The 18,427-nt window shown below is 67.3% G+C and carries 14 protein-coding genes; 8 read left to right on the forward strand and 6 right to left on the reverse strand.

Annotation, left to right across the window (positions count from 1 at the left end; genetic code table 11):
* Positions 1–16: 16 nt before the first annotated feature.
* From HB681_RS14150 to HB681_RS14160, 3 genes are read right to left on the reverse strand one after another with little or no spacing between them, the layout of a single operon-like run.
* Complete coding sequence (locus tag HB681_RS14150; RefSeq protein WP_218628210.1) at positions 17–592, reverse strand: VOC family protein; 576 nt, start codon at positions 590–592, stop codon at positions 17–19.
* Positions 593–612: 20 nt separating this feature from the next.
* Entirely contained in the window at positions 613–1,821 is a 1,209-nt protein-coding gene (locus tag HB681_RS14155) for a hypothetical protein (protein ID WP_213955451.1), read from the reverse strand.
* Between the two features lie 27 nt (positions 1,822–1,848).
* Positions 1,849–2,400 carry a flavin reductase family protein gene (locus HB681_RS14160; RefSeq protein ID WP_213955452.1) on the reverse strand — a complete coding sequence of 184 codons (552 nt, stop codon included), beginning with the start codon at positions 2,398–2,400 and terminating at the stop codon, positions 1,849–1,851.
* Between HB681_RS14160 and HB681_RS14165 the strand changes: the two genes are divergently transcribed.
* The gene (locus HB681_RS14165; RefSeq protein ID WP_213955453.1) at positions 2,390–3,250 is read left to right on the forward strand and encodes a TetR/AcrR family transcriptional regulator; all 861 of its coding nucleotides are present in this window, start codon (positions 2,390–2,392) and stop codon (positions 3,248–3,250) included. The two genes, HB681_RS14160 and HB681_RS14165, sit on opposite strands and share 11 nt — an antisense overlap.
* A gap of 47 nt (positions 3,251–3,297) precedes the next feature.
* On the opposite strand, the gene HB681_RS14170 is transcribed toward HB681_RS14165, so the two are convergent.
* Complete coding sequence (locus tag HB681_RS14170) at positions 3,298–3,771, reverse strand: Lrp/AsnC family transcriptional regulator (protein WP_213955454.1); 474 nt, start codon at positions 3,769–3,771, stop codon at positions 3,298–3,300.
* A 105-nt stretch (positions 3,772–3,876) separates the two neighbouring features.
* Here HB681_RS14170 and mdeB point away from each other — a divergent pair, with 105 nt between their 5' ends.
* The 4 genes from mdeB to HB681_RS14190 all read left to right on the forward strand — a co-directional run bounded on the left by mdeB (position 3,877) and on the right by HB681_RS14190 (position 13,009).
* Positions 3,877–6,513, forward strand: coding sequence for an alpha-ketoglutarate dehydrogenase (mdeB, locus tag HB681_RS14175; protein WP_213955455.1), 2,637 nt, complete (start codon positions 3,877–3,879; stop codon positions 6,511–6,513).
* A gap of 564 nt (positions 6,514–7,077) precedes the next feature.
* The gene (locus HB681_RS14180; RefSeq protein ID WP_256353918.1) at positions 7,078–8,352 is read left to right on the forward strand and encodes an efflux RND transporter periplasmic adaptor subunit; all 1,275 of its coding nucleotides are present in this window, start codon (positions 7,078–7,080) and stop codon (positions 8,350–8,352) included.
* Between the two features lie 6 nt (positions 8,353–8,358).
* Complete coding sequence (locus HB681_RS14185; protein WP_213955456.1) at positions 8,359–11,547, forward strand: efflux RND transporter permease subunit; 3,189 nt, start codon at positions 8,359–8,361, stop codon at positions 11,545–11,547.
* A gap of 1 nt (position 11,548) precedes the next feature.
* Positions 11,549–13,009 (forward strand): efflux transporter outer membrane subunit, encoded by a 1,461-nt coding sequence (locus tag HB681_RS14190; RefSeq protein WP_213955457.1) that lies wholly within the window; start codon positions 11,549–11,551, stop codon positions 13,007–13,009.
* 240 nt (positions 13,010–13,249) lie between these two features.
* Here the strand turns inward: HB681_RS14190 and HB681_RS14195 are convergent, their stop codons facing one another.
* Positions 13,250–15,349, reverse strand: coding sequence for an ATP-binding protein (locus tag HB681_RS14195; protein WP_213955458.1), 2,100 nt, complete (start codon positions 15,347–15,349; stop codon positions 13,250–13,252).
* 9 nt (positions 15,350–15,358) lie between these two features.
* The gene (locus tag HB681_RS14200; protein WP_213955459.1) at positions 15,359–15,718 is read right to left on the reverse strand and encodes a hypothetical protein; all 360 of its coding nucleotides are present in this window, start codon (positions 15,716–15,718) and stop codon (positions 15,359–15,361) included.
* A gap of 147 nt (positions 15,719–15,865) precedes the next feature.
* Here HB681_RS14200 and HB681_RS14205 point away from each other — a divergent pair, with 147 nt between their 5' ends.
* The 3 genes from HB681_RS14205 to HB681_RS14215 all read left to right on the forward strand — a co-directional run bounded on the left by HB681_RS14205 (position 15,866) and on the right by HB681_RS14215 (position 18,234).
* Positions 15,866–16,600 carry a response regulator gene (locus HB681_RS14205; RefSeq protein ID WP_213955460.1) on the forward strand — a complete coding sequence of 245 codons (735 nt, stop codon included), beginning with the start codon at positions 15,866–15,868 and terminating at the stop codon, positions 16,598–16,600.
* Between the two features lie 165 nt (positions 16,601–16,765).
* Entirely contained in the window at positions 16,766–17,563 is a 798-nt protein-coding gene (locus tag HB681_RS14210) for an alpha/beta hydrolase (RefSeq protein ID WP_213955461.1), read from the forward strand.
* Positions 17,564–17,775: 212 nt separating this feature from the next.
* A complete protein-coding gene (locus tag HB681_RS14215; protein ID WP_213955462.1) occupies positions 17,776–18,234 on the forward strand; it encodes a DUF4148 domain-containing protein in 459 nt (152 codons plus the stop codon).
* Positions 18,235–18,427: the final 193 nt, after the last annotated feature.

Consider the following 18,427-nt stretch of genomic DNA (forward strand, 5'->3'; position numbering starts at 1 on the left):
TTCAATGCCCAGCCGCTCAGCCCAACATCGAGCCGCGAATTTCCGAGACGGGCAGATGCTCGGTGCGCGTCAACAGCGCCGCTTCGCTTTCGCCGGCACGCAAGCGGGCCAGGAAGACCTCGGGATCGAACTCGACGCCGATCGGATTGAGTTCGAAGTTCGGGCCGTACATGAACGCGTTGGCCTCGTCGTTCGAGGTGTAGCTGTCCGCCTGGAACTCCATCTGGTTGCCGTCCGGGTCGGCGTAGTAGAGCGAGACCGTGATGCCGTGGTGGATGCACCAATACGGGAGCACGCCCGACGCCTTCAATTCGGCGTATTTCTCGAACAGTTCGGCGAGCGAGCGGTAGCCGTAGGCCACGTGGTCCATCCCGGGCTGGCCGCGCGGAGAGCGCGCCTCGGACTCCCCGACGATGATGCCCATGTTGAGCAAGGCCACGCGATGGTGCTCGTCGTCGTAGGTGACGAAGGCGATGACCGGACTTTGGTATTGAACCTTGCCGTCGAACACCTTCACGTACCACGCCAGCATCTGCTGGAAGCGGTAAGTGCGGTAGACGACGTGCGCGAAGCTCGTGGGTCGGATTGACATGTTGATCCTCTTTGAGTGACTCACACCAGTGGCGTGACGAAGGTGTCGACGCCGAGCAGTGCCTTGCCGTACACCTCGGCGGCGATCAGGGGCGATGCCACGGCATGCCGGGCGCCGGTGTTCGAATCGCGCCAGAAACGCTGCATCGGGCTCGATTCCGCAAAGGATCCCGCGCCGTGCGCCGTGACCAGGATGTTGAGTGCCTCCACGATCTGCGTGATGGCATGGCCCGTGTCGGCACGCACCCTGGCCCGCGCGACGAAGTCCGGATAGTTGCCCGCGGCCGCGAAGCGCTCGATGTCTTCCGCCGCCCGGTACGCATGCAGATGCGCCGTGTCGATCTTCATGGCCGCTTCGGCAATCTGCATCTGGAAGGCCACCGATTCCGACTGCTTGCCGTACACGGTGTATGCGATGTTGCGCTTGCCGGCCATGTCGATGACATATTTCAGCGCGGCGGTGCCCATGCCCAGCTGCGGACCCACCAGGATCAAGGCTGCGACCGGTACGAAGGCGCTGCGGTAGAGCGGCTCCTCCTTGAACTCGCTCGCGTAGTCGCCACCGATGGCCCGCTGGATCGAATACATGCGATGGTCGGGCACGAAGATCTCGTCGGCCACCAGGCAGTTGCTTCCGCTGCCTCGCATCCCGACGGTATGCCAGGTGTCCTCGATGCGCAGTTCGCTCATCGGCACGTAGGCCAGGAACTGGTCGGTGACTTCGCCTTTCTCGTTCTGCTCGGTCAAGCCGATCAAGCCCCAGTCGGCGTGCAGGCAACCCGATGCGTAGTACCACTTGCCGGAGACCACCAGGCCGCCATCGACCGCGCGCCGGTGCGTCTGCGAACTCGGCGTGAAGACGCCTGCCACGCGGGCCAGCGGATTGGCGCCGAAGATCTCGTCCTGCGCCCGGCCCGGAAGCAGGGAGGCGAACCAGGTGCACACGCCGATCAGGTTGACCACCCACGAACTCGAGGGGCAGTATTCCGCGATCGCCGCGGTGACGTCGAGGTGCGTTCGCACGCCCGCCTCGTAGCCACCGTAGCGCCGCGGCTGCAGCGTGCGGAACAGGCCGGCCTCGCTCAGCGCCTGGATGTTTTCCTCGACGACACGACGGTCTTTTTCGGTCTGCGCTGCATTCTTCTGCAGCAGCGGTTTCAGCGCATGGGCGCGACGGACGAGTTCCGCACGCAGGTCTGTGACTTCAGGATCCGGATGGAGATGGGACATGTTGTTTCCTTCAGGGTGAGATGGCATTCACCAGCCATCGGTGGATTGCCACTGAACAGCGGGCTTCGCGTGGGTGTGCACCTGGCGGTAGTTGCCGCCGTAGAAGATGAGCGGACTGGCGTCGGTGCCATGGCTCAGATGCTCGATTTCGCCGATGTAGAGCAGGTGGTCGCCGGCCGAATGGATGTCGACGACGCGCGCCACGATGTGTGCCAGGCTGCCATCGATCAGCGGCGTGCCGGCCGAGTGCATGAACGGGATGGGCATCCCCTCGACGGACCGGCCGCCGAAGTGCGAGCTCAGGTCCTGCTGGCTCTCGGCCAGCAGATTCACGCCATAACGGCTGCCGTGCCGCACGTGGGTCGTGAACTGGGAGTTTCTTCGCACGGACACCAGCACCAGGGGAGGATCGAGGGACACCGACAGGAACGCATTGGCGGTCATGCCCGCCGGCCGGCCTTCCCGGTGATAGCTCACCACGGTCACGCCGGTGGCGAAACGTCCCATGACCGAGCGAAAGAGGCTGGGTTCGATGGAGTTCATCGTGCGTTGCTCCGAGTCGGGAAGGATGGCGGCCATGGGCGAATTCTTGATCTTTGGCGGCGGCGCTTCCATGCCTGCTTTCCGCAAGTCAGAATGCCGAATCGTCAAGATGTCCGCTTGGCATCGAAGCGTCAGGAGACAACGAATGCAGGCATCGTCAGGAGCGCCGAGCCTTGGAGCCGGCGACAACGATCACCGTGTGCAGAGCGCGCTGCGCAAACGCGAGCGCACCCGCAAACGCATCCTCGATGCGACCGTGCGGGTGTTCGTGCGCCGGGGCGACGACATGCCCGTCATCGAGGACGTGGTGCGCGAGGCAGGGATCTCGCGCGGCACGTTCTACCAGCACTTTCCTTCGCTCGACGATGCGCTGCGGGCTGCCAGCACCGGGATGAACGAACGCATGATCGCGGAGATCCTTCCGCTCTACGACTGCCTGAAGGAGCCGTGGCAACGCGCGGCGGTTGGCTTTCGGCTGTTCCTCATTCGCGCGTGGCAGGACCCCGACTGGGCGGCGTTCGTCACGCGCATGAATGCGTGGCCGCGCGACTCACTGGTGGCCACCTACATGGCGCGCGACCTGGAACGCGGCAGTGGCCTCGGTCAGTTCCACATAGACGATGCACAGACGGCCTGCGACTTCCTGATGGGCGCGTCGGCCGGAGGCATCCAGGGCGTGCGCAGCGGCGTGGCGGATCCGCATGCGTACATGGACATCTCCGTCAGGATGGCGCTCCAGTCCCTGGGTTGCAGCACCGAACTGCGCGAACGCGGTGTCGAGTTCTCACGGCGGCACCTGGACGAATGGATCAGCGGGCAGCGGCTGGCCTGGAGGCCGCTGGCGGGTTCTGGTCGAGAGGATCACGAGATTGAAGATGAAGCCTAGAGGATCCGGCGACCGCTCTTGTAGCCAGCCCTGCGGTTCAAAAGCCATCAAGGCCGAGCCGACGGCAAGGGCAGGGCGGTCTTGTAGCGCACCTGCTTGAGCGCAAAGCTCGAGCGGATCTTCTCGATACCCGGGATGGGCGTGAGCTGTTCCAGGATGAACTTCTCCAGCGCCCCGATGTCGGCCAGTTGCACGCGGATCAGATAGTCGCTGTCGCCGGTCATGAGGTAGCACTCCATCACCTCGTCATGCTCGGCGATGCGCTGCTCGAAGGTGGCGAGCGATGCCTTGCTCTGCGTCGTCAGGCTGATGGAGATGAAGACGTTGAGCCCCAGTCCCAGTGCCGCGGCGTTGGCGATGGCGACGTAGCGGTCGATCACGCCGGCGCCTTCGAGCGCCTTCACGCGTGCAAGGCAGGGTGAGGGCGAGAGGTGCACGCGGCGCGCGAGGTCGACATTCGAGAGTGCGCCATTGCGCTGCAGTTCGTCGAGTATGCGGAGGTCGAGGCTATCGAGCTTCATGGATGCCGTGATTGCTTTGGTGCGCGGCAGTTTATGCTGCACAAGCACCCGGTTACAAGGCTGCACAGCAACACATTTGGCCCCGACCGCTCTAAAGTGCTCTCCATGAATGCCCTCTCAGCGCCCCACCTCGCAGCGCTTTCCAGCGCCATCGATCCCGACCCCCAGGAAACCGCCGAATGGCGCGATGCCTTCGCCGCGCTGGTCGCCGCGAACGGCCCGGTGCGCGCGCGGCAGATGCTCGACGAACTGGCGCGCATGGCGCGCGACGAGCGCATCGGCTGGGCGCCGGAGTTGTGCACGCCCTACGTCAATACGATCGCGGTTGACGCGCAGCCCGCCTTTCCCGGCGACCTCGCAGTGGAGGAGCGACTGGCGTCGCTGATGCGCTGGAACGCACTCGCGATGGTGGTGCGGGCCAATCATTCCTATGGCGAACTGGGCGGACACATCGCCAGCTACGCCAGCGCGGCCGACCTCTTCGAGACGGGCTTCAACCACTTCTTCCACGCGAAGGACGCAGGCCATGGTGGCGACCTCGTGTTCTTCCAGCCACACAGCGCACCGGGCGTCTATGCGCGAGCCTTCCTCGAAGGGCGTCTCAGCGAAGGCGACCTCTCGCACTACCGCCAGGAACTCACCGCCCCGGCCTTCACGACAGGCGAGGGCGCACGCGGCCTGTCGAGCTATCCGCATCCCTACCTGATGCCCGACTTCTGGCAGTTCCCGACCGGCTCGATGGGGATCGGCCCGATCAGCTCGATCTACCACGCGCGCTTCATGCGCTACCTCACGGACCGCAACCTGCTCGATTGCGGCGCCCGCAAGGTCTGGGGCGTGTTCGGCGACGGCGAGATGGACGAGCCCGAGTCGATGAGCGCCCTGACCCTGGCCGCACGCGAGAAGCTCGACAACCTGGTGTGGGTGGTCAACTGCAACCTGCAGCGCCTGGACGGCCCGGTGCGCGGCAACGGCCGCATCATCGACGAGCTGGAGAAGCTCTTCGCAGGCGCAGGCTGGAACGTCATCAAGCTGGTGTGGGGCAGCGACTGGGACGGCCTGTTCGCGCGCGACACTACGGGCGCGCTGGCGCGTGCCTTCGCCAACACGGTCGACGGTCAGATGCAGACCTTCGCCGCGAAGGACGGCCGCTTCAACCGCGACACCTTCTTCGGCCAGAACGAGGAACTCGCGCGCCTCGCGCAAGGCATGACCGACGAGCAGATCGACCGCCTGAAGCGCGGCGGCCACGACCTCGTGAAGATCCACGCGGCCTATGCCGCGGCCGCCGCCCATCAAGGCCAGCCGACCGTGATCCTCGCCCACACCAAGAAGGGCTACGGCATGGGCGCAGGGCAGGGCAAGATGACCACGCACTCGCACAAGAAGTTCGAAAGCGCCGACCTCATCGGGTTCCGCAACCGCTTCAACCTGCCGCTCAGCGACGAGCAGGCGACTTCGCTGGCCTTCTACAAGCCGGCCGATGACAGCGTGGAGATGCAGTACCTGAAAGCACATCGACAAGCGCTCGGCGGCGCGATGCCGCGGCGCGAGACGGCGTGCGAGGTGGTGCCCAAGCCTGAACTGGCCGCGTACGCGAAATTCGCGGTCGAGGCGGACGGCAAGGACATGAGCACCACGATGGCCTTCGTGCGCATCCTCGGCAATCTCCTCAAGGACAAGGCCATCGGCCCGCGCGTGGTGCCCATCGTGGCCGACGAGGCGCGCACCTTCGGCATGGCCAACCTGTTCAAGCAGGTCGGCATCTACTCGAGCGTGGGCCAGCGCTATGCGCCGGAGGACATCGACACCATCCTCAGCTACCGCGAAGCCACGGACGGCCAGATCCTCGAGGAAGGCATCAGCGAAGCCGGCGCCATCGCCAGCTGGACGGCGGCGGCCACCAGCTACAGCGTGCACGGCCTGGCGATGCTGCCGTTCTACATCTACTACTCGATGTTCGGCTTCCAGCGCGTGGGCGATGCGATCTGGGCCGCGGCCGACCAGCGCGCGCGCGGCTTCCTGCTGGGCGCGACCTCGGGCCGCACCACGCTCGGCGGCGAGGGCCTGCAGCACCAGGACGGCACCAGCCATCTCGTGGCCGCGACCATCCCCAACTGCAAGGCCTACGACCCGGCCTTCGCGGGCGAGATGGCGGTGATCGTCGATGCCGGCATCCGGGAGATGATGGTCGAGCAGAAGGACGTGTTCTATTACGTCACGCTCATGAACGAGAACTACGCACAGCCGACCTTGCCGGCCGAAGCGCATGGCGATGTGTTGCGCGGTAGCTATCGCTTCGGGCGCTTCCCTGCCGATGCGGCAGCGACGCGGCTGACGCTGATGGGCTCCGGCGCGATCCTCACCGAGGTCATCAAGGCCGCGCAGCAACTCGCATCGGAAGGAATCGCCACCGAGGTGATCAGCGTCACGAGCTGGAGCGAACTGGCCCGCGACGGCGCAGCGTGCGAGCAAGCTGAACTGCGCGGCGAGGCCGGCGGCGTGCCCTTCATCGCGCAGCAGCTTGCGCAGGGCAGGGGGCCTGTCATTGCCGCCACCGACTACGTGCGCGCTGTGCCGGAGAGCGTGCGTGCGTATCTGCCGGAAGGCCGCCGCTACATCACGCTCGGCACCGACGGCTTCGGTCGCAGCGACACGCGGGCGGCGCTGCGCGATTTCTTCGGGGTGGATGCGGTGAGCATCGCGAAGGCGGCGCGGCATGCGCTGCATCGCGTCGAATAGAAATGTGTCGATGACCGATCAGGTCATTGGTGCCGGGCTCGGCAGCGCCAGCAGTTGAGCAGCTTCCAGTCTTCGGCCCAGGTCTTCTTGCGCCCGCTGGCCACGTCGATGTCTGCTACCGCGCTGAAGCTGGCGCTCGTGCGCTCGCCATTGGAATCATCGGCCGCAGGTTCGAGCAGCCCCAATTCTTCGCAAGGCGTCGGAAGCCTGGCGTGAGTGCCGGCATCCTTGGCCCGGCGATCTTTCCTTGAATCCTTCTTGGAGTTTCAATTCTCCAAGGAACTTCAGCATCTGCTGAAATTGGGGAAATCGCTGAAATACCTCGTCCGAAGGTTCGATGCGATCTCCCGTTGAGGACGAGCGACGGCGTCTTGGGGGCAAGGGCCCGATGGCGCAACCGGCCTCGCCGGCCGCACCCACCGATGCTCCCGTCGTTGAAAGCGCGCCTGCGCTACAGCTGAAACACGAGCCCCTGCGACTGAAACCCGAGCGCAACGCAGCCCTCGCACGATCGGCTCTCACCGACAGCAACCCTCATCGTCCCACCCGACAGGAGCCGCTTCCATGCACTCACTCCAAGCACTCATGCGCAGCCGCGGCAGCGCTGCCCTTTGCGTCCTCCTGCTGGCGGGATGCGGAGATTCGAAACCACATGCGCCCGTGGCACAGGCGCCCGAAGTGGAGGTGGTCGCCGTGCACCGGCAGCCAGTGCCGATCACCACCGAGTTGCCGGGCCGCACCTCGGCCTACCTGGTGGCGCAGGTGCGCGCGCGAGTCGACGGCATCGTACTGAAGCGCGAGTTCGAGGAGGGCTCGGACGTCAAGGCGAACCAGTCGCTCTACCGCATCGATCCGGCGCCCTACCGCGCCGCGCTCGACGGCGCGCTGGCCTCGCTGCAGAACGCGCAGGCCAGCCTGGTTTCGGCCAACGCGTTGGCGCAGCGTGACCGGCAACTCATCGACGCCAACGCGGTGAGCAAGCAGGACCTGGACAACGCGGTCGCCGCGCAGGGCGAGGCGCAAGCCGCGGTCGCCTCCGGCAAGGCCGCCGTCGAGGCCGCGCGCATCAACCTGGCCTACACCGACGTGGTCTCGCCGATCAGCGGCCGCGTCGGCATCTCGCAGGTGACGCAGGGCGCGTACGTGCAGGGCAGCACCGCGACGCTGCTGTCCACCGTGCAGCAAGTGGACCCCATCTACGTGGACCTGAACCGCTCCAGCCTGGCCGGGCTGCAATGGCGGCGCGACCTCGCCTCCGGCAAGCTGAAGCTCGACGGCGCCGACGCGGCGAAGGTGCAACTCACGCTGGAAGACGGCACCCGGTACCCGCAGCCGGGCAAGCTCGAGTTCAGCGACATCACGGTCGATGCCGGCACCGGCTCGGTAACGGTGCGCGCGGTCTTCCCGAATCCGGAGCATGTGCTGCTGCCGGGCATGTTCGTGCGCGCCAGCATCGACCAGGGCGTGGACGACGCCGCGCTGCTGGTGCCGCAGGTCGGCGTGACCCACGATCCGAAGGGCCAGGCGACGGTGTTCGTCGTCGGTCCGGACAACAAGGTCGCGCTGCGCACGGTGCAGGCGACGCGCACCATCGGCGACCGTTGGGTCGTCGACGGCGGCCTGGTCGATGGTGAGAAAGTGATCGTGGCGGGACTGCAGAAGGTGCGGGACGGCGCGCTGGTGCGGCCGGTGGAAACGGCCCCGGAGGGCGCGCCCGGCGCACCCCTCGCGTCGCTGGCGCCACCGGCGGCCCTCACGCCGCTGGCGCCGGTGAAGGTCGCAGCTGCGGGCAGCGCGGCCGTCCACCCCGTCGTCGCCTCCAGCGCCAACCAGGAGTGATCCGCCATGGCCAAGTTCTTCATCGCGCGGCCGATCTTCGCGATCGTGCTCGCCGTCCTCGTCATGCTGGCGGGCGCCCTGTCGATCTTCACGCTGCCGGTCGAGCAGTACCCGCAGATCGCGCCGCCCACGGTGCAGATCACGACCAGCTATCCCGGCGCCTCGGCCACCACCGTGCAGGACACGGTGGTCCAGGTGATCGAGCAATCGATGAGCGGGCTCGACCACCTGCTGTACCTGTCCTCGGCCAGCGATGACACCGGCCAGTCGACCACCACGCTGACCTTCGCGCCCGGCACCAATCCGGACATCGCCGAGGTGCAGGTGCAGAACAAGCTGCAGCTGGCCACGCCGCTGCTGCCGGCCCAGGTGCAGCAGACCGGCGTGCGCATCACCAAGTCCAGCAGCTCGACGCTGCTGGTGGCGGCCTTCGTGTCGACGGACGGCAGCATGAACAAGTTCGACATTGCCAACTACATCGTCTCGCATGTCCAGGACCCGGTCAGCCGGCTCGACGGCGTGGGCAACCTCAACGTGTTCGGCACGCAGTACGCGATCCGGATCTGGCTGGACCCGCAGAAGCTCTACAGCTACGCGCTCACGCCGGTAGACGTGACCACGGCCGTGACCAACCAGAACGTGCAGGTCTCCGGCGGCCAGCTGGGCGGGGCGCCTGCCGTGGGCAACCAGCAGCTCACCGCCACCATCACGGCCGCGACGCTGCTGCGCACGCCGGAGGACTTCGGCGCGATCCTGCTGAAGGTGCTGCCGGACGGTTCGCAGGTGCGCCTGCGGGATGTCTCGCGCATCGACCTGGGCGCCGAGAACTTCGCCGTCGACACCCACTACAACGGCAAGCCGGCCGCCGGCATCGCGGTGCAGCTGTCCACCGGCGGCAATGCGCTGGCGACGGCGAAGGCGGTGCGCGGCAGCATCGAGGAGCTCTCGAAGTATTTCCCGCCCGGGCTGAAGGTGGTGTACCCGAACGACTCGACGCCCTTCATCCGCGAGTCGATCAAGGAAGTCGTGAAGACCCTGTTCGAAGGCATCGCACTGGTGTTCCTGGTGATGCTGCTGTTCCTGCAGAACATCCGTGCCACCCTCATACCCACCATCGCGGTGCCGGTGGTGCTGCTGGGCACCTTCGGCGTGATGGCGGCGCTGGGCTTCACCATCAACACGCTGTCGATGTTCGGCCTGGTGCTGGCGATCGGCCTGCTGGTGGACGACGCGATCGTCGTGGTGGAGAACGTCGAGCGCGTCATGGAGGAAGAAGGCCTGTCGGCGGCCGACGCGACCCGCAAGGCGATGCAGCAGATCTCCGGCGCGCTGGTCGGCGTGGCGATGGTGCTGTGTGCCGTGTTCGTGCCGGTGGCGTTCTCGGGCGGCACGGTGGGCGCGATCTACCGGCAGTTCTCGCTCACGATCGTCTCGGCGATGCTGCTGTCGGTGTTCGTCGCGCTGACGCTCACGCCGGCGCTGTGCGCGCTGATCCTGAAGCCCGCCGACCGGGAATCGGGCACGCCGAAGACGGGCTTCTTCGGCTGGTTCAACCGCCAGTTCGACCGCTCGCGCGACGGCTATGTGCACGGCGTGCGCCACGTGATCGGCCGCGCCGGGCGCTGGTTCGTGATCTATGCGGCGATCATCGCCGCGGTGGGGTGGATGTTCGTCCACCTGCCGACCTCCTTCCTGCCGACGGAGGACCAGGGCTTCCTCTACATCCAGGTGCAGACGCCGCCCGGCGCGAGCATGGAACGAACGGGCGGCGTGCTCGAGACCATCAGCGACTACCTGGCGAAGGACGAGGCCGACACCGTCCAGGCCAGCTTCCAGGTGAACGGCTTCAACTTCGCCGGCCGCGGCCAGAACCAGGGCCTGGTGTATGTGCAGCTGAAGGACTTTCACGAGCGCACGCGGCCCGAGCTCAGCGCCAACGCGCTGACCGCGCGCCTGACCAAGCGTTTCGGGCCCTTCAAGGACGCGGTGATCGTCCCGATCAACCCGCCCGCGATCCAGGGGCTGGGCACGGCGGACGGCTTCGACTTCGAACTGGAGGACCGCGGCGGCGTCGGCCACGAGAAGCTGATGCAGGCACTCGACCAGCTGCTGGACCTCGCCCGCCACGACCCGGACCTTGCGCTGGTGCGTCAAAACGGGCTGGCCGACAACCCGACCTTCAAGGTCGAGGCGGACCGCGAGAAGGCCAGCGCCCTGGGCGTTGCCATCGCCGATTCCGACCAGGCCTTCTCGATCGCCTGGGGGGCGCGCTACGTCAACAACTTCCTCGACACCGATGGCCGCATCAAGAAGGTGTACGTGCAGGCCGACGCGCCGTACCGCATGAACCCGGAGGACCTGGACCGCCTCTACGTGCGCAACGCGCAGGGTGGCATGACGCCGTACTCGGCCTTCGCGAAGGGCTCGTGGAGCTGGGGACCGCCGCAACTGCAGCGCTACAACGGCGTGCCCGCGATCGAGATCCAGGGGCAGGCCGCGCCGGGCCGCAGCACCGGCCAGGCCATCGCCGCGATGGAGCGCCTGATGAAGCAGATGCCGCCAGGCGTCGGCTTCGAATGGACCGGCGTCTCTCTGCAGCAACAGCAGTCGGGCTCGCAGGCGCCGTACTTCTATGCGCTGTCGATCCTGGTGGTGTTCCTCTGCCTTGCCGCGCTGTACGAAAGCTGGGCGATCCCGCTGTCCGTCATTCTGGTCATCCCGCTCGGCGTGCTGGGTGCGCTGGCCGCGACCACGCTGTGCGGCCTGTCCAACGACGTCTATTTCCAGGTCGGCCTGCTCACGACCATCGGGCTGTCGGCGAAGAACGCCATCCTGATCGTGGAGTTCGCACGCGACCTGCAGGCCGAGGGGCGCAGCGCGCTGAATGCGGCCATCGAGGCGGCGCACATGCGCTTGCGGCCGATCGTCATGACCTCGCTGGCCTTCGGGCTGGGCGTGCTGCCGCTGGCGCTCGCCCGGGGCGCCGGCTCGGCCAGCCAGAACGCGATCGGGGTCGGCGTGATCGGCGGCGTGACCGCGGCGACCTTCCTGGCCATCTTCATGATCCCGCTGTTCTACGTCGTGGTCGCAGACCGGCTGGCGCGGACGAAGCCGGCGCCAGCGCCGCAACTGCCGGCCGGGGCTGCGAACGCCGGCGCGAACACCCACGCCAACGCAACTCTCGAAGGAGCTTGACATGCGCACCCTCCCGCTCTGCGCCCTCGCGGCAGCCGCCGCCATCGCCGCGGCCGGCTGTTCGCTGCAGCCGCTCTATCAGCGACCCGCCGCGCCGGTCGCCGCCGCCTATCCCCTGGTCGAGGGCCAGGGAACAGCGGCGAATGCCGGGGCAGGGCAGTTGCCCGCCACGGACATCGGCTGGCATGACTTCCTCGCCGATGCGCGCCTGCAGCGCCTGGTGGAGATCGCGCTGCAGAACAACCGCGATCTGCGCGTCGCGATGCTGAACGTGAAGCAGGTGCGCGCGCAGTACGGCGTCCAGCGCGCGGCCCTGTTCCCGCAGGTCTCGGCCGGCGTGCAAGGCGCGCAGTCGCGCACCCCGGGCAGCCTGGAGCCGAGCGGCAACACGCTGCTGACGCATTCGAAGACAGTGGCGCTGTCGGCAGCCTGGGAAGTCGATTTCTTCGGCCGCTTGCAGAGCCTCAGCGACGCGGCCTTCGAGCAATACCTGGCCAGCGCGCACGCGCGCCAGGCCGCCGAGATCCTGCTGGTGTCGGAGGTCGCCGACCAGTACCTCGCGACCCTCGCCAGCGACGAACAACTGGCCGTCACGCGCGCCACGCTGGAGGCCGTCACGAGTTCCCTGGCGATCGTGCAGCGCCGCTTCGACGTCGGTACCGCGTCGGACCTCGACCTGAGCCAGGCGCAGACGCTGGTCGACCAGGCCCGCGTCAACGAGGCCGCGCAACTGCGCCTGCGCGCGCAGGCCGGGAACGCCCTGGTGCTGCTGATCGGCGAGCCCCTGCCGGAGAACCTTCCGGCCCCGGTGCGGCTGAGCGAGCAGGCCATCCGCGACGACGTGCCGGCCGGCCTGCCCTCCGACCTGCTCACACGACGCCCTGACATCCTGCAGGCTGAAGCGCAGTTGCGCTCGGAGAACGCGGACATCGGCGCCGCCCGCGCGGCCTTCTTTCCGCGCATCACGCTGACCGGCGCGTTCGGCTCGGCCAGCCCGATGCTGGGCGGACTGTTCGGCGCCGGTTCCAGCGCATGGTCCTTCGCCCCCTCGCTGGTGCTGCCGATCTTCGATGCCGGCACCAATCGCGCCAACCTGGACATCGCGCAGGTGCGCAAGGACATCGGCATCGCGCAGTACGAGAAGGCAATACAGACGGCGTTCCGCGAGGTGTCCGACGGCCTCGCCGCACGCAGCACCTACGACGATCAACTGGCCGCGGCGCGGCGCTTCACCGACGAGGAAGGCCGGCGGCTGCGCATCTCGCAACTGCGCTACGAGAGCGGGGTGGACGGGTACCTGAACGTGCTGACGGCGCAGACCGACCTGTACAACGCCCAGCAGGCGCTGGTGACGGTGCGGCTGGACCGCCTCGAAAGCCTGGTCGACCTGTACCGGGCGCTGGGTGGCGGGTGGCTCCGGGACACCGGCGAGACGCCGCGCGTGGCGGGCGATCTCGGCTGATCAACGTTTTGAATGCGGGATCGGGCTGCCGAACGCAGAGTCGCAAAGGTTTCGCAGAGGTTTCGCAGAGGTCGCAAAAGGGATGCCAAAAACTTTCTTTTGAATTCCTCTGCGACCTCTGCGTAACCTTGTCTTTCTTCTGCGTTCGGCTGTTCGAGTTCAGCCGCGCGCGCTCGACACTGGCAGCACCACGTGGACATCGCGCCTCGCGCGGGAATTTCTACGGCGCGCCGGGCCGTTTCACGTGCGATCGAAGATCCGCGCGAGGCTCTCGGCCAGCTCCCGCAGCGCCAGCGGCTTGCGCATGAGCGCCACCACGCCGACGTCGCGCGCACGTTGCTCCAGCGCCGCGTCGACGTTGCCGCTGACCAGCAGCACCGGCAGCTCCGGCCGCACCGCGAGCAGCCGCCGCGCCAGCTCGCTGCCCGCGAGTCCGGGCAGCATCTCGTCGGTGAGCACCGCATCGAAACGCTGCGGGTCTTTCATGAAGGCGTCCAGCGCACGCTCGGACGATTCGAAGCCGACCGGCTCGTAGCCCAGTTCGGCCAGCAGTTCCTCGGCCAGTTCGACCAGCGGCCGTTCGTCGTCCACCACCATCACCACCTGGCCCTGGCCGAGCGGCCAGCCGGGCTCGGGGCGCTGCGGCAGACTTTCGAATTCACCGGAAACCGGCAGCCAGATGGCCACCCGGGTGCCGTGGCCCGGCTGGCTCTCGATGTCGATCGCCCCGCCCAGATCGGCCACGATGCCGTGCACCATCGACAGCCCGAGCCCCGTGCCTTCGCCGACCTTCTTGGTCGTGAAGAAGGGATCGAAGGCGCGCTGGAGCACTTCGGCCGACATGCCGCGCCCGGTGTCCGACACCGTCAGGCGCACATAGGCTCCCGCGGCGAGTTCGCCATGCAGCAGCGGGCGACGCGCGCCGGACTGCACGCGGTCCAGGCCGACATCGATGACGCCGGCATCGCCGATCGCCTGGGCGGCGTTGGTGCACAGGTTCATGACGACCTGGTAGAGCTGGGTGCCGTCGCCCAGCACCGCCGCCGTGCCGGCCTCCAGCCGCGCGTCGAAGCGGATGCCTTCGGGCAGCGTCGGGCGCAGCATCGCCATGGCCTCTTCCGCGACAGCCTGGATCGGCACCGGCACGCGCTCGGCGAAGCCACTGCGGCTGAAGTCGAGAATTCGGCGCACCAGCACGCGCGCCCGCGCGCCGGCCTGCATGACACGGTCGATGTGGCGGCGCATGTCGGTGCCCGGCACGGCGTGCTGCTGGGCCATCTCGCCGAAGCCGAGGATCGCGCCGAGGATGTTGTTGAAGTCGTGGGCGATGCCGCCGGCCAGCGTGCCCAGCGACTCCAGCCGATGGGCCTTCTGCAGCCGGGCCTGCAGCGCGGCCTTCTCGGCTTCACCGGCCTCCAGCCGCCGCAGTTGGCGCAGCAGGCCTGCGATGGTCAGCACCACCAGCGCGGTCAGCAGCAGCGTGCGGATGACGGCGCTGCGCACCTCGTCGTGCCAGGGGCGCAGGGCGTTGTCCTCGTCGCGCGTGATCGTCAGCGTCAGCGGCCGGTGGCCGACGCCCACGGCCGCCAGCAGCTTGGCCCGGCCATCTGCCGGACTGACCGCGCGATCGACCAGCGGGTCGCCCTTGAAAGCGGGCAGTTCGGGGAAGCGCTGGCTGGTGTCGCGCCCGGGGATCTCGGGCTGCCGCACCACCAGCGTGCCGTCGTCGAGCGTCAGGATCAGGGCGCTGCCTTCCCCGAGTTCGATCGCCGAATAGGCCGCCTGGATCGCCTGCAGCGTGACGGTGGCGGCCACCACGCCGTCGAAGGTGCCATCCGGTTTGTTCAGTCGGCGCGACACCACCAGCGCCGCCACTCGCTCGGTGCGCGTGACCACCGGATCGTTGATGAACAGCCCGCCCGACATCCGGTCGCGCTGGTTCCGGAAATAGGGCCGGTCGGAGACATCGGCCAGCGGCTCACCCGTGATGCGCGACCGATGCAGCTGCATGCCCTGCGCGTTGACGATCGAGAGCACGCTCACCTGCGAGACGCCGACCACGCGCGACGCCAGGGCTTCGGAGATCGCCTCCGGCGCAAGCACGCGGCCGCTGCTCTCCCACCACACGCTGGTGTCGCGCAACAGCACGTCGACGGCCTGCAATGTCCGGGCGCCTTGCTCGGCCAGCGCCTTGGCCAGGTTGCCGAGTTCGCGTTCGTTGGCGAGCATGATCTGCTGGTGCAGCCGCCAGCCGTCGTACACCGCCGAGCCGGTGAAGACGGTGACCAGCACGATGCCCGCGGCAATGATGCGCTGCCGGAGCCGTTCACCCGATGTCATGGCATGAAGCTAGAAGGCAGCCGCCACGGCGCCGAGCATCTCCTCCCGGCTGCACGGCTTGGCCAGCAATCGGCTGACGCCGAGCGCACGGGCCACGACGGAATCGCCGCCGAGGCTGCGACCGACCTGGGTCGACATGCCGATGACCGAGGAACGCGGGTAGATGGTGTGCGCCGCCTGCACCGCGCGGGCGGTCTCGCCGCTGGACGAGCGCGGATAGGGAAGGTCGAGGATGACCAGGTCGACCGTGGCGTCAGGCGCAGGGTCGAGCCGACGCAGCGAGCAGACGTCGTGCCCCTCGCTGGCCAGCCATTCGGAGATCAGCATGCGCATCGCTCCATCTTCCTCGATAACCATGATCTTCGACATCAAATCGGTCCCTGTCCTGCGCCGGGCGGAGTTGCCCGTGCAGTACCGATTGGAGCCGTTGCCGATGCCGACGCAATGTCGTATCCGGTTTCACTTGTAATCCGGCCGTAGGCTCCCGTAGCATCAATGGGTCTACGCTTCGAAGCCATGCAAACCGCTTCACCCCACATCCTCGTCGTCGATGACGATCCGGCGCTGCGAGAGCTGTTGTCGGACTACCTGGCGGAGAACGAATTCCAGGTGACCGCCGTCGCGAGCGGGATCGAGATGAACGCCGTGCTGCAGGAGAACGTGATCGACCTGGTCATGCTCGACCTGCGGCTGGGCGGCGAGGACGGCATGCAGCTGGCGCGCACCCTGCGCGACACCAGCGAGGTGCCGGTCATCATCGTCACCGGCAAGCAGGACGAGGCCGATCGGGTCATGGGCCTGGAGATCGCCGCCGACGACTACGTCACAAAGCCCTTCAGCAACCGCGAGATGCTGGCGCGGATTCGCGCCGTGCTGCGCCGCTACCAGGCCAGAGCCGACGCCGCTCCCCAGGGACACAGCACCAAGCGCCGGGCCTATCGCTTCTCCGGATGGGAACTCAACTTGCTGGCACGGCGCCTGACCTCGCCGGAAGGCAAGCGCGTCGAACTCAGCAACGGGGAATTCAACCTGCTGCTGGCCCTGTGCGAGCAACCGCAACGCGTGTTGTCGCGCGACCAGTTGCTGGAGCTGTCGCGCCTGCATGGCGCCGAGGTGTACGACCGCTCGATCGATGTGCAGATCCTGCGGCTGCGCCGCAAGATCGAGGTCGATGCCTCGGCACCAAAGATGATCCGAACCGAGCGCGGGGCCGGCTACGTGTTCGAGCAGCAGGTCCAGGTGGTGCACTGAGCAAGTCCGCCGCGCGGCGTATTGCAGCTGAAACCGCCCGCATTTCGATTGGATTCGACCACCGGCCCGCGTGCAACGCGCGGGCAATGGCAGTGAGGGATCTTGGAGCCTGCCGGTTCGAGGCCAGTGCATTCCGCGCTGCGGGGCTGGCGCAGGAGCACTCCAATGATCAATCGACGCAATTTTTCCGCAATCCTGGCCGGCGCCGGCGCTTCGCTGGTGGCGGCAACCTCGATGGCCCAGTCCATTCCCGGTCCCGCACCACGGCGCAGCGCCGCCAACGTGCGAGTTCGCAACGTGGTTCTCGTTCATGGCGCCTATGCCGACGGTTCCTGCTGGCTCGATGTCATCGGCCGCCTGCAGGCCGCAGGACTGCGTGCCACGGCGGTGCAGAACCCCCTGACCTCGCTCGACGATGACGTCCAGGCCACGCGCCGCATCCTCGATCTGCAGGACGGACCGACCGTGCTGGTCGGCCACTCGTGGGCCGGCATGGTCATCAGCGAGGCAGGGGTCCACGAGAAGGTGTCCGGCCTGGTCTATGTCTCGGCCCGGGCGCCCGATGCAGGCGAGGACTTCGGCGCGCTCGCCGCCAAGTTTCCCAAGCCGCCGGCCAGCGCCGGGCTGGTCACGTCCGGCGGCTTCGCGCAGCTGAGCGAAGAGGCCTTCCTGCGCGACTTCGCGGGCGACATCGACCCCGTCAAGGCGCGTGTGCTCTACGCCGTGCAGGGCCGCGTGGCATCGACGCTGTTCAACGGCCGCACGACGGTGGCTGCGTGGCGCAGCAAGCCGTCGTGGTACCAAGTCTCCAGCAACGACCGCACCATCAATCCGGACCTGGAGCGCTTCCTGGCCCAGCGCATGAAGGCCAGGACCATCGAGCTGCCGTCGAGCCACCTGGGCCTCATCTCGCATCCGGACGAGATCACCGACCTCATCCTCGAGGCGGCGGCCCACGGCTGAACCGCGTGCAGGAACCCCAGTGTTTCAAAAGAAATCGGATCCGTTTCATGCGCATTGCACAGCCTCCGCGATGCAATCCGGCCGCAATCAGCGGAATCGACAGTAGAGGCACCGAAGCAGACGCAAGTCGCCAGGTAATTCAAAGAGGTCGCCGGATGCGTGTCTGTCGGCGTTACCTCTCTCCTTCATCCAGACGCGCGAAGGAAATCATCATGAAGCAATTCAGAGCAACCATGGCCGCTCTGGCCGCCGTCCTCGCCTTGTCCGCCACCGCGGCCTCGGCCCAAGGCTTGACCCGCGCAGAAGTGCAGGCGCAACTCAAGGCCGCGGAGGCCAGCGGGGAACTGCAGGCGCTCACCAGCGAGGACAGCGGCTCGGCCTTTCTCGCTTCCCACTTCCGCTCGACTGAACCCCGCAGCGAAGTGAAGGCGGAAGTCAAGGAGGCCCGTGCAGACGGCACGCTGAACGCGCTGGATGGCACCGACAGCGGTTCGTTCTATCTCTCACGCCACGAGGTGCTGGACACGCCGCGCGCGGAAGTGAAGTCCGAGTTGGCGGCGGCCGAGAAGAACGGCACGCTCGACCAGCTGTATGGCGAGGACAGCGGCTCCTTCGAGTTGGCCGCCCATCGGAACCAGGCCAGCACCCGCGCGGCTGTCGCGTCGAATTGAGCCGCGGCGCGAGTCCGGCGCATCGGGTCTCCGAATGCGCCGGCTCCTCCTGCCGATGCCGCTGGATCGATGCATCCAGCGGGCCCCACACATGTCGCGCGCTGACTTCGCAAGGTCAGCGCGCGCGTCCGCGTCTAGGTCGGCAGCCTGTTGAAGTCAGTTGGAACCTGACCAAACAGTTCAAGTCACCGGT

The organism is Variovorax sp. dw_954 (genome assembly GCF_018449755.1).
Lineage (GTDB): Bacteria > Pseudomonadota > Gammaproteobacteria > Burkholderiales > Burkholderiaceae_C > Variovorax.

What these genes read in the sequence shown, in the direction of transcription:
- HB681_RS14150 (WP_218628210.1), bottom strand. Translation starts at nt 592, where the DNA reads ATGTCAATCCGACCCACGAGCTTCGCGCACGTCGTCTACCGCACTTAC.
- HB681_RS14155 (WP_213955451.1), bottom strand. Translation starts at nt 1,821, where the DNA reads ATGTCCCATCTCCATCCGGATCCTGAAGTCACAGACCTGCGTGCGGAA.
- HB681_RS14165 (WP_213955453.1), top strand. Translation starts at nt 2,390, where the DNA reads ATGGCGGCCATGGGCGAATTCTTGATCTTTGGCGGCGGCGCTTCCATG.
- HB681_RS14160 (WP_213955452.1), bottom strand. Translation starts at nt 2,400, where the DNA reads ATGGCCGCCATCCTTCCCGACTCGGAGCAACGCACGATGAACTCCATC.
- HB681_RS14170 (WP_213955454.1), bottom strand. Translation starts at nt 3,771, where the DNA reads ATGAAGCTCGATAGCCTCGACCTCCGCATACTCGACGAACTGCAGCGC.
- mdeB (WP_213955455.1), top strand. Translation starts at nt 3,877, where the DNA reads ATGAATGCCCTCTCAGCGCCCCACCTCGCAGCGCTTTCCAGCGCCATC.
- HB681_RS14180 (WP_256353918.1), top strand. Translation starts at nt 7,078, where the DNA reads ATGCACTCACTCCAAGCACTCATGCGCAGCCGCGGCAGCGCTGCCCTT.
- HB681_RS14185 (WP_213955456.1), top strand. Translation starts at nt 8,359, where the DNA reads ATGGCCAAGTTCTTCATCGCGCGGCCGATCTTCGCGATCGTGCTCGCC.
- HB681_RS14190 (WP_213955457.1), top strand. Translation starts at nt 11,549, where the DNA reads ATGCGCACCCTCCCGCTCTGCGCCCTCGCGGCAGCCGCCGCCATCGCC.
- HB681_RS14195 (WP_213955458.1), bottom strand. Translation starts at nt 15,349, where the DNA reads ATGACATCGGGTGAACGGCTCCGGCAGCGCATCATTGCCGCGGGCATC.
- HB681_RS14200 (WP_213955459.1), bottom strand. Translation starts at nt 15,718, where the DNA reads ATGTCGAAGATCATGGTTATCGAGGAAGATGGAGCGATGCGCATGCTG.
- HB681_RS14205 (WP_213955460.1), top strand. Translation starts at nt 15,866, where the DNA reads ATGCAAACCGCTTCACCCCACATCCTCGTCGTCGATGACGATCCGGCG.
- HB681_RS14210 (WP_213955461.1), top strand. Translation starts at nt 16,766, where the DNA reads ATGATCAATCGACGCAATTTTTCCGCAATCCTGGCCGGCGCCGGCGCT.
- HB681_RS14215 (WP_213955462.1), top strand. Translation starts at nt 17,776, where the DNA reads ATGAAGCAATTCAGAGCAACCATGGCCGCTCTGGCCGCCGTCCTCGCC.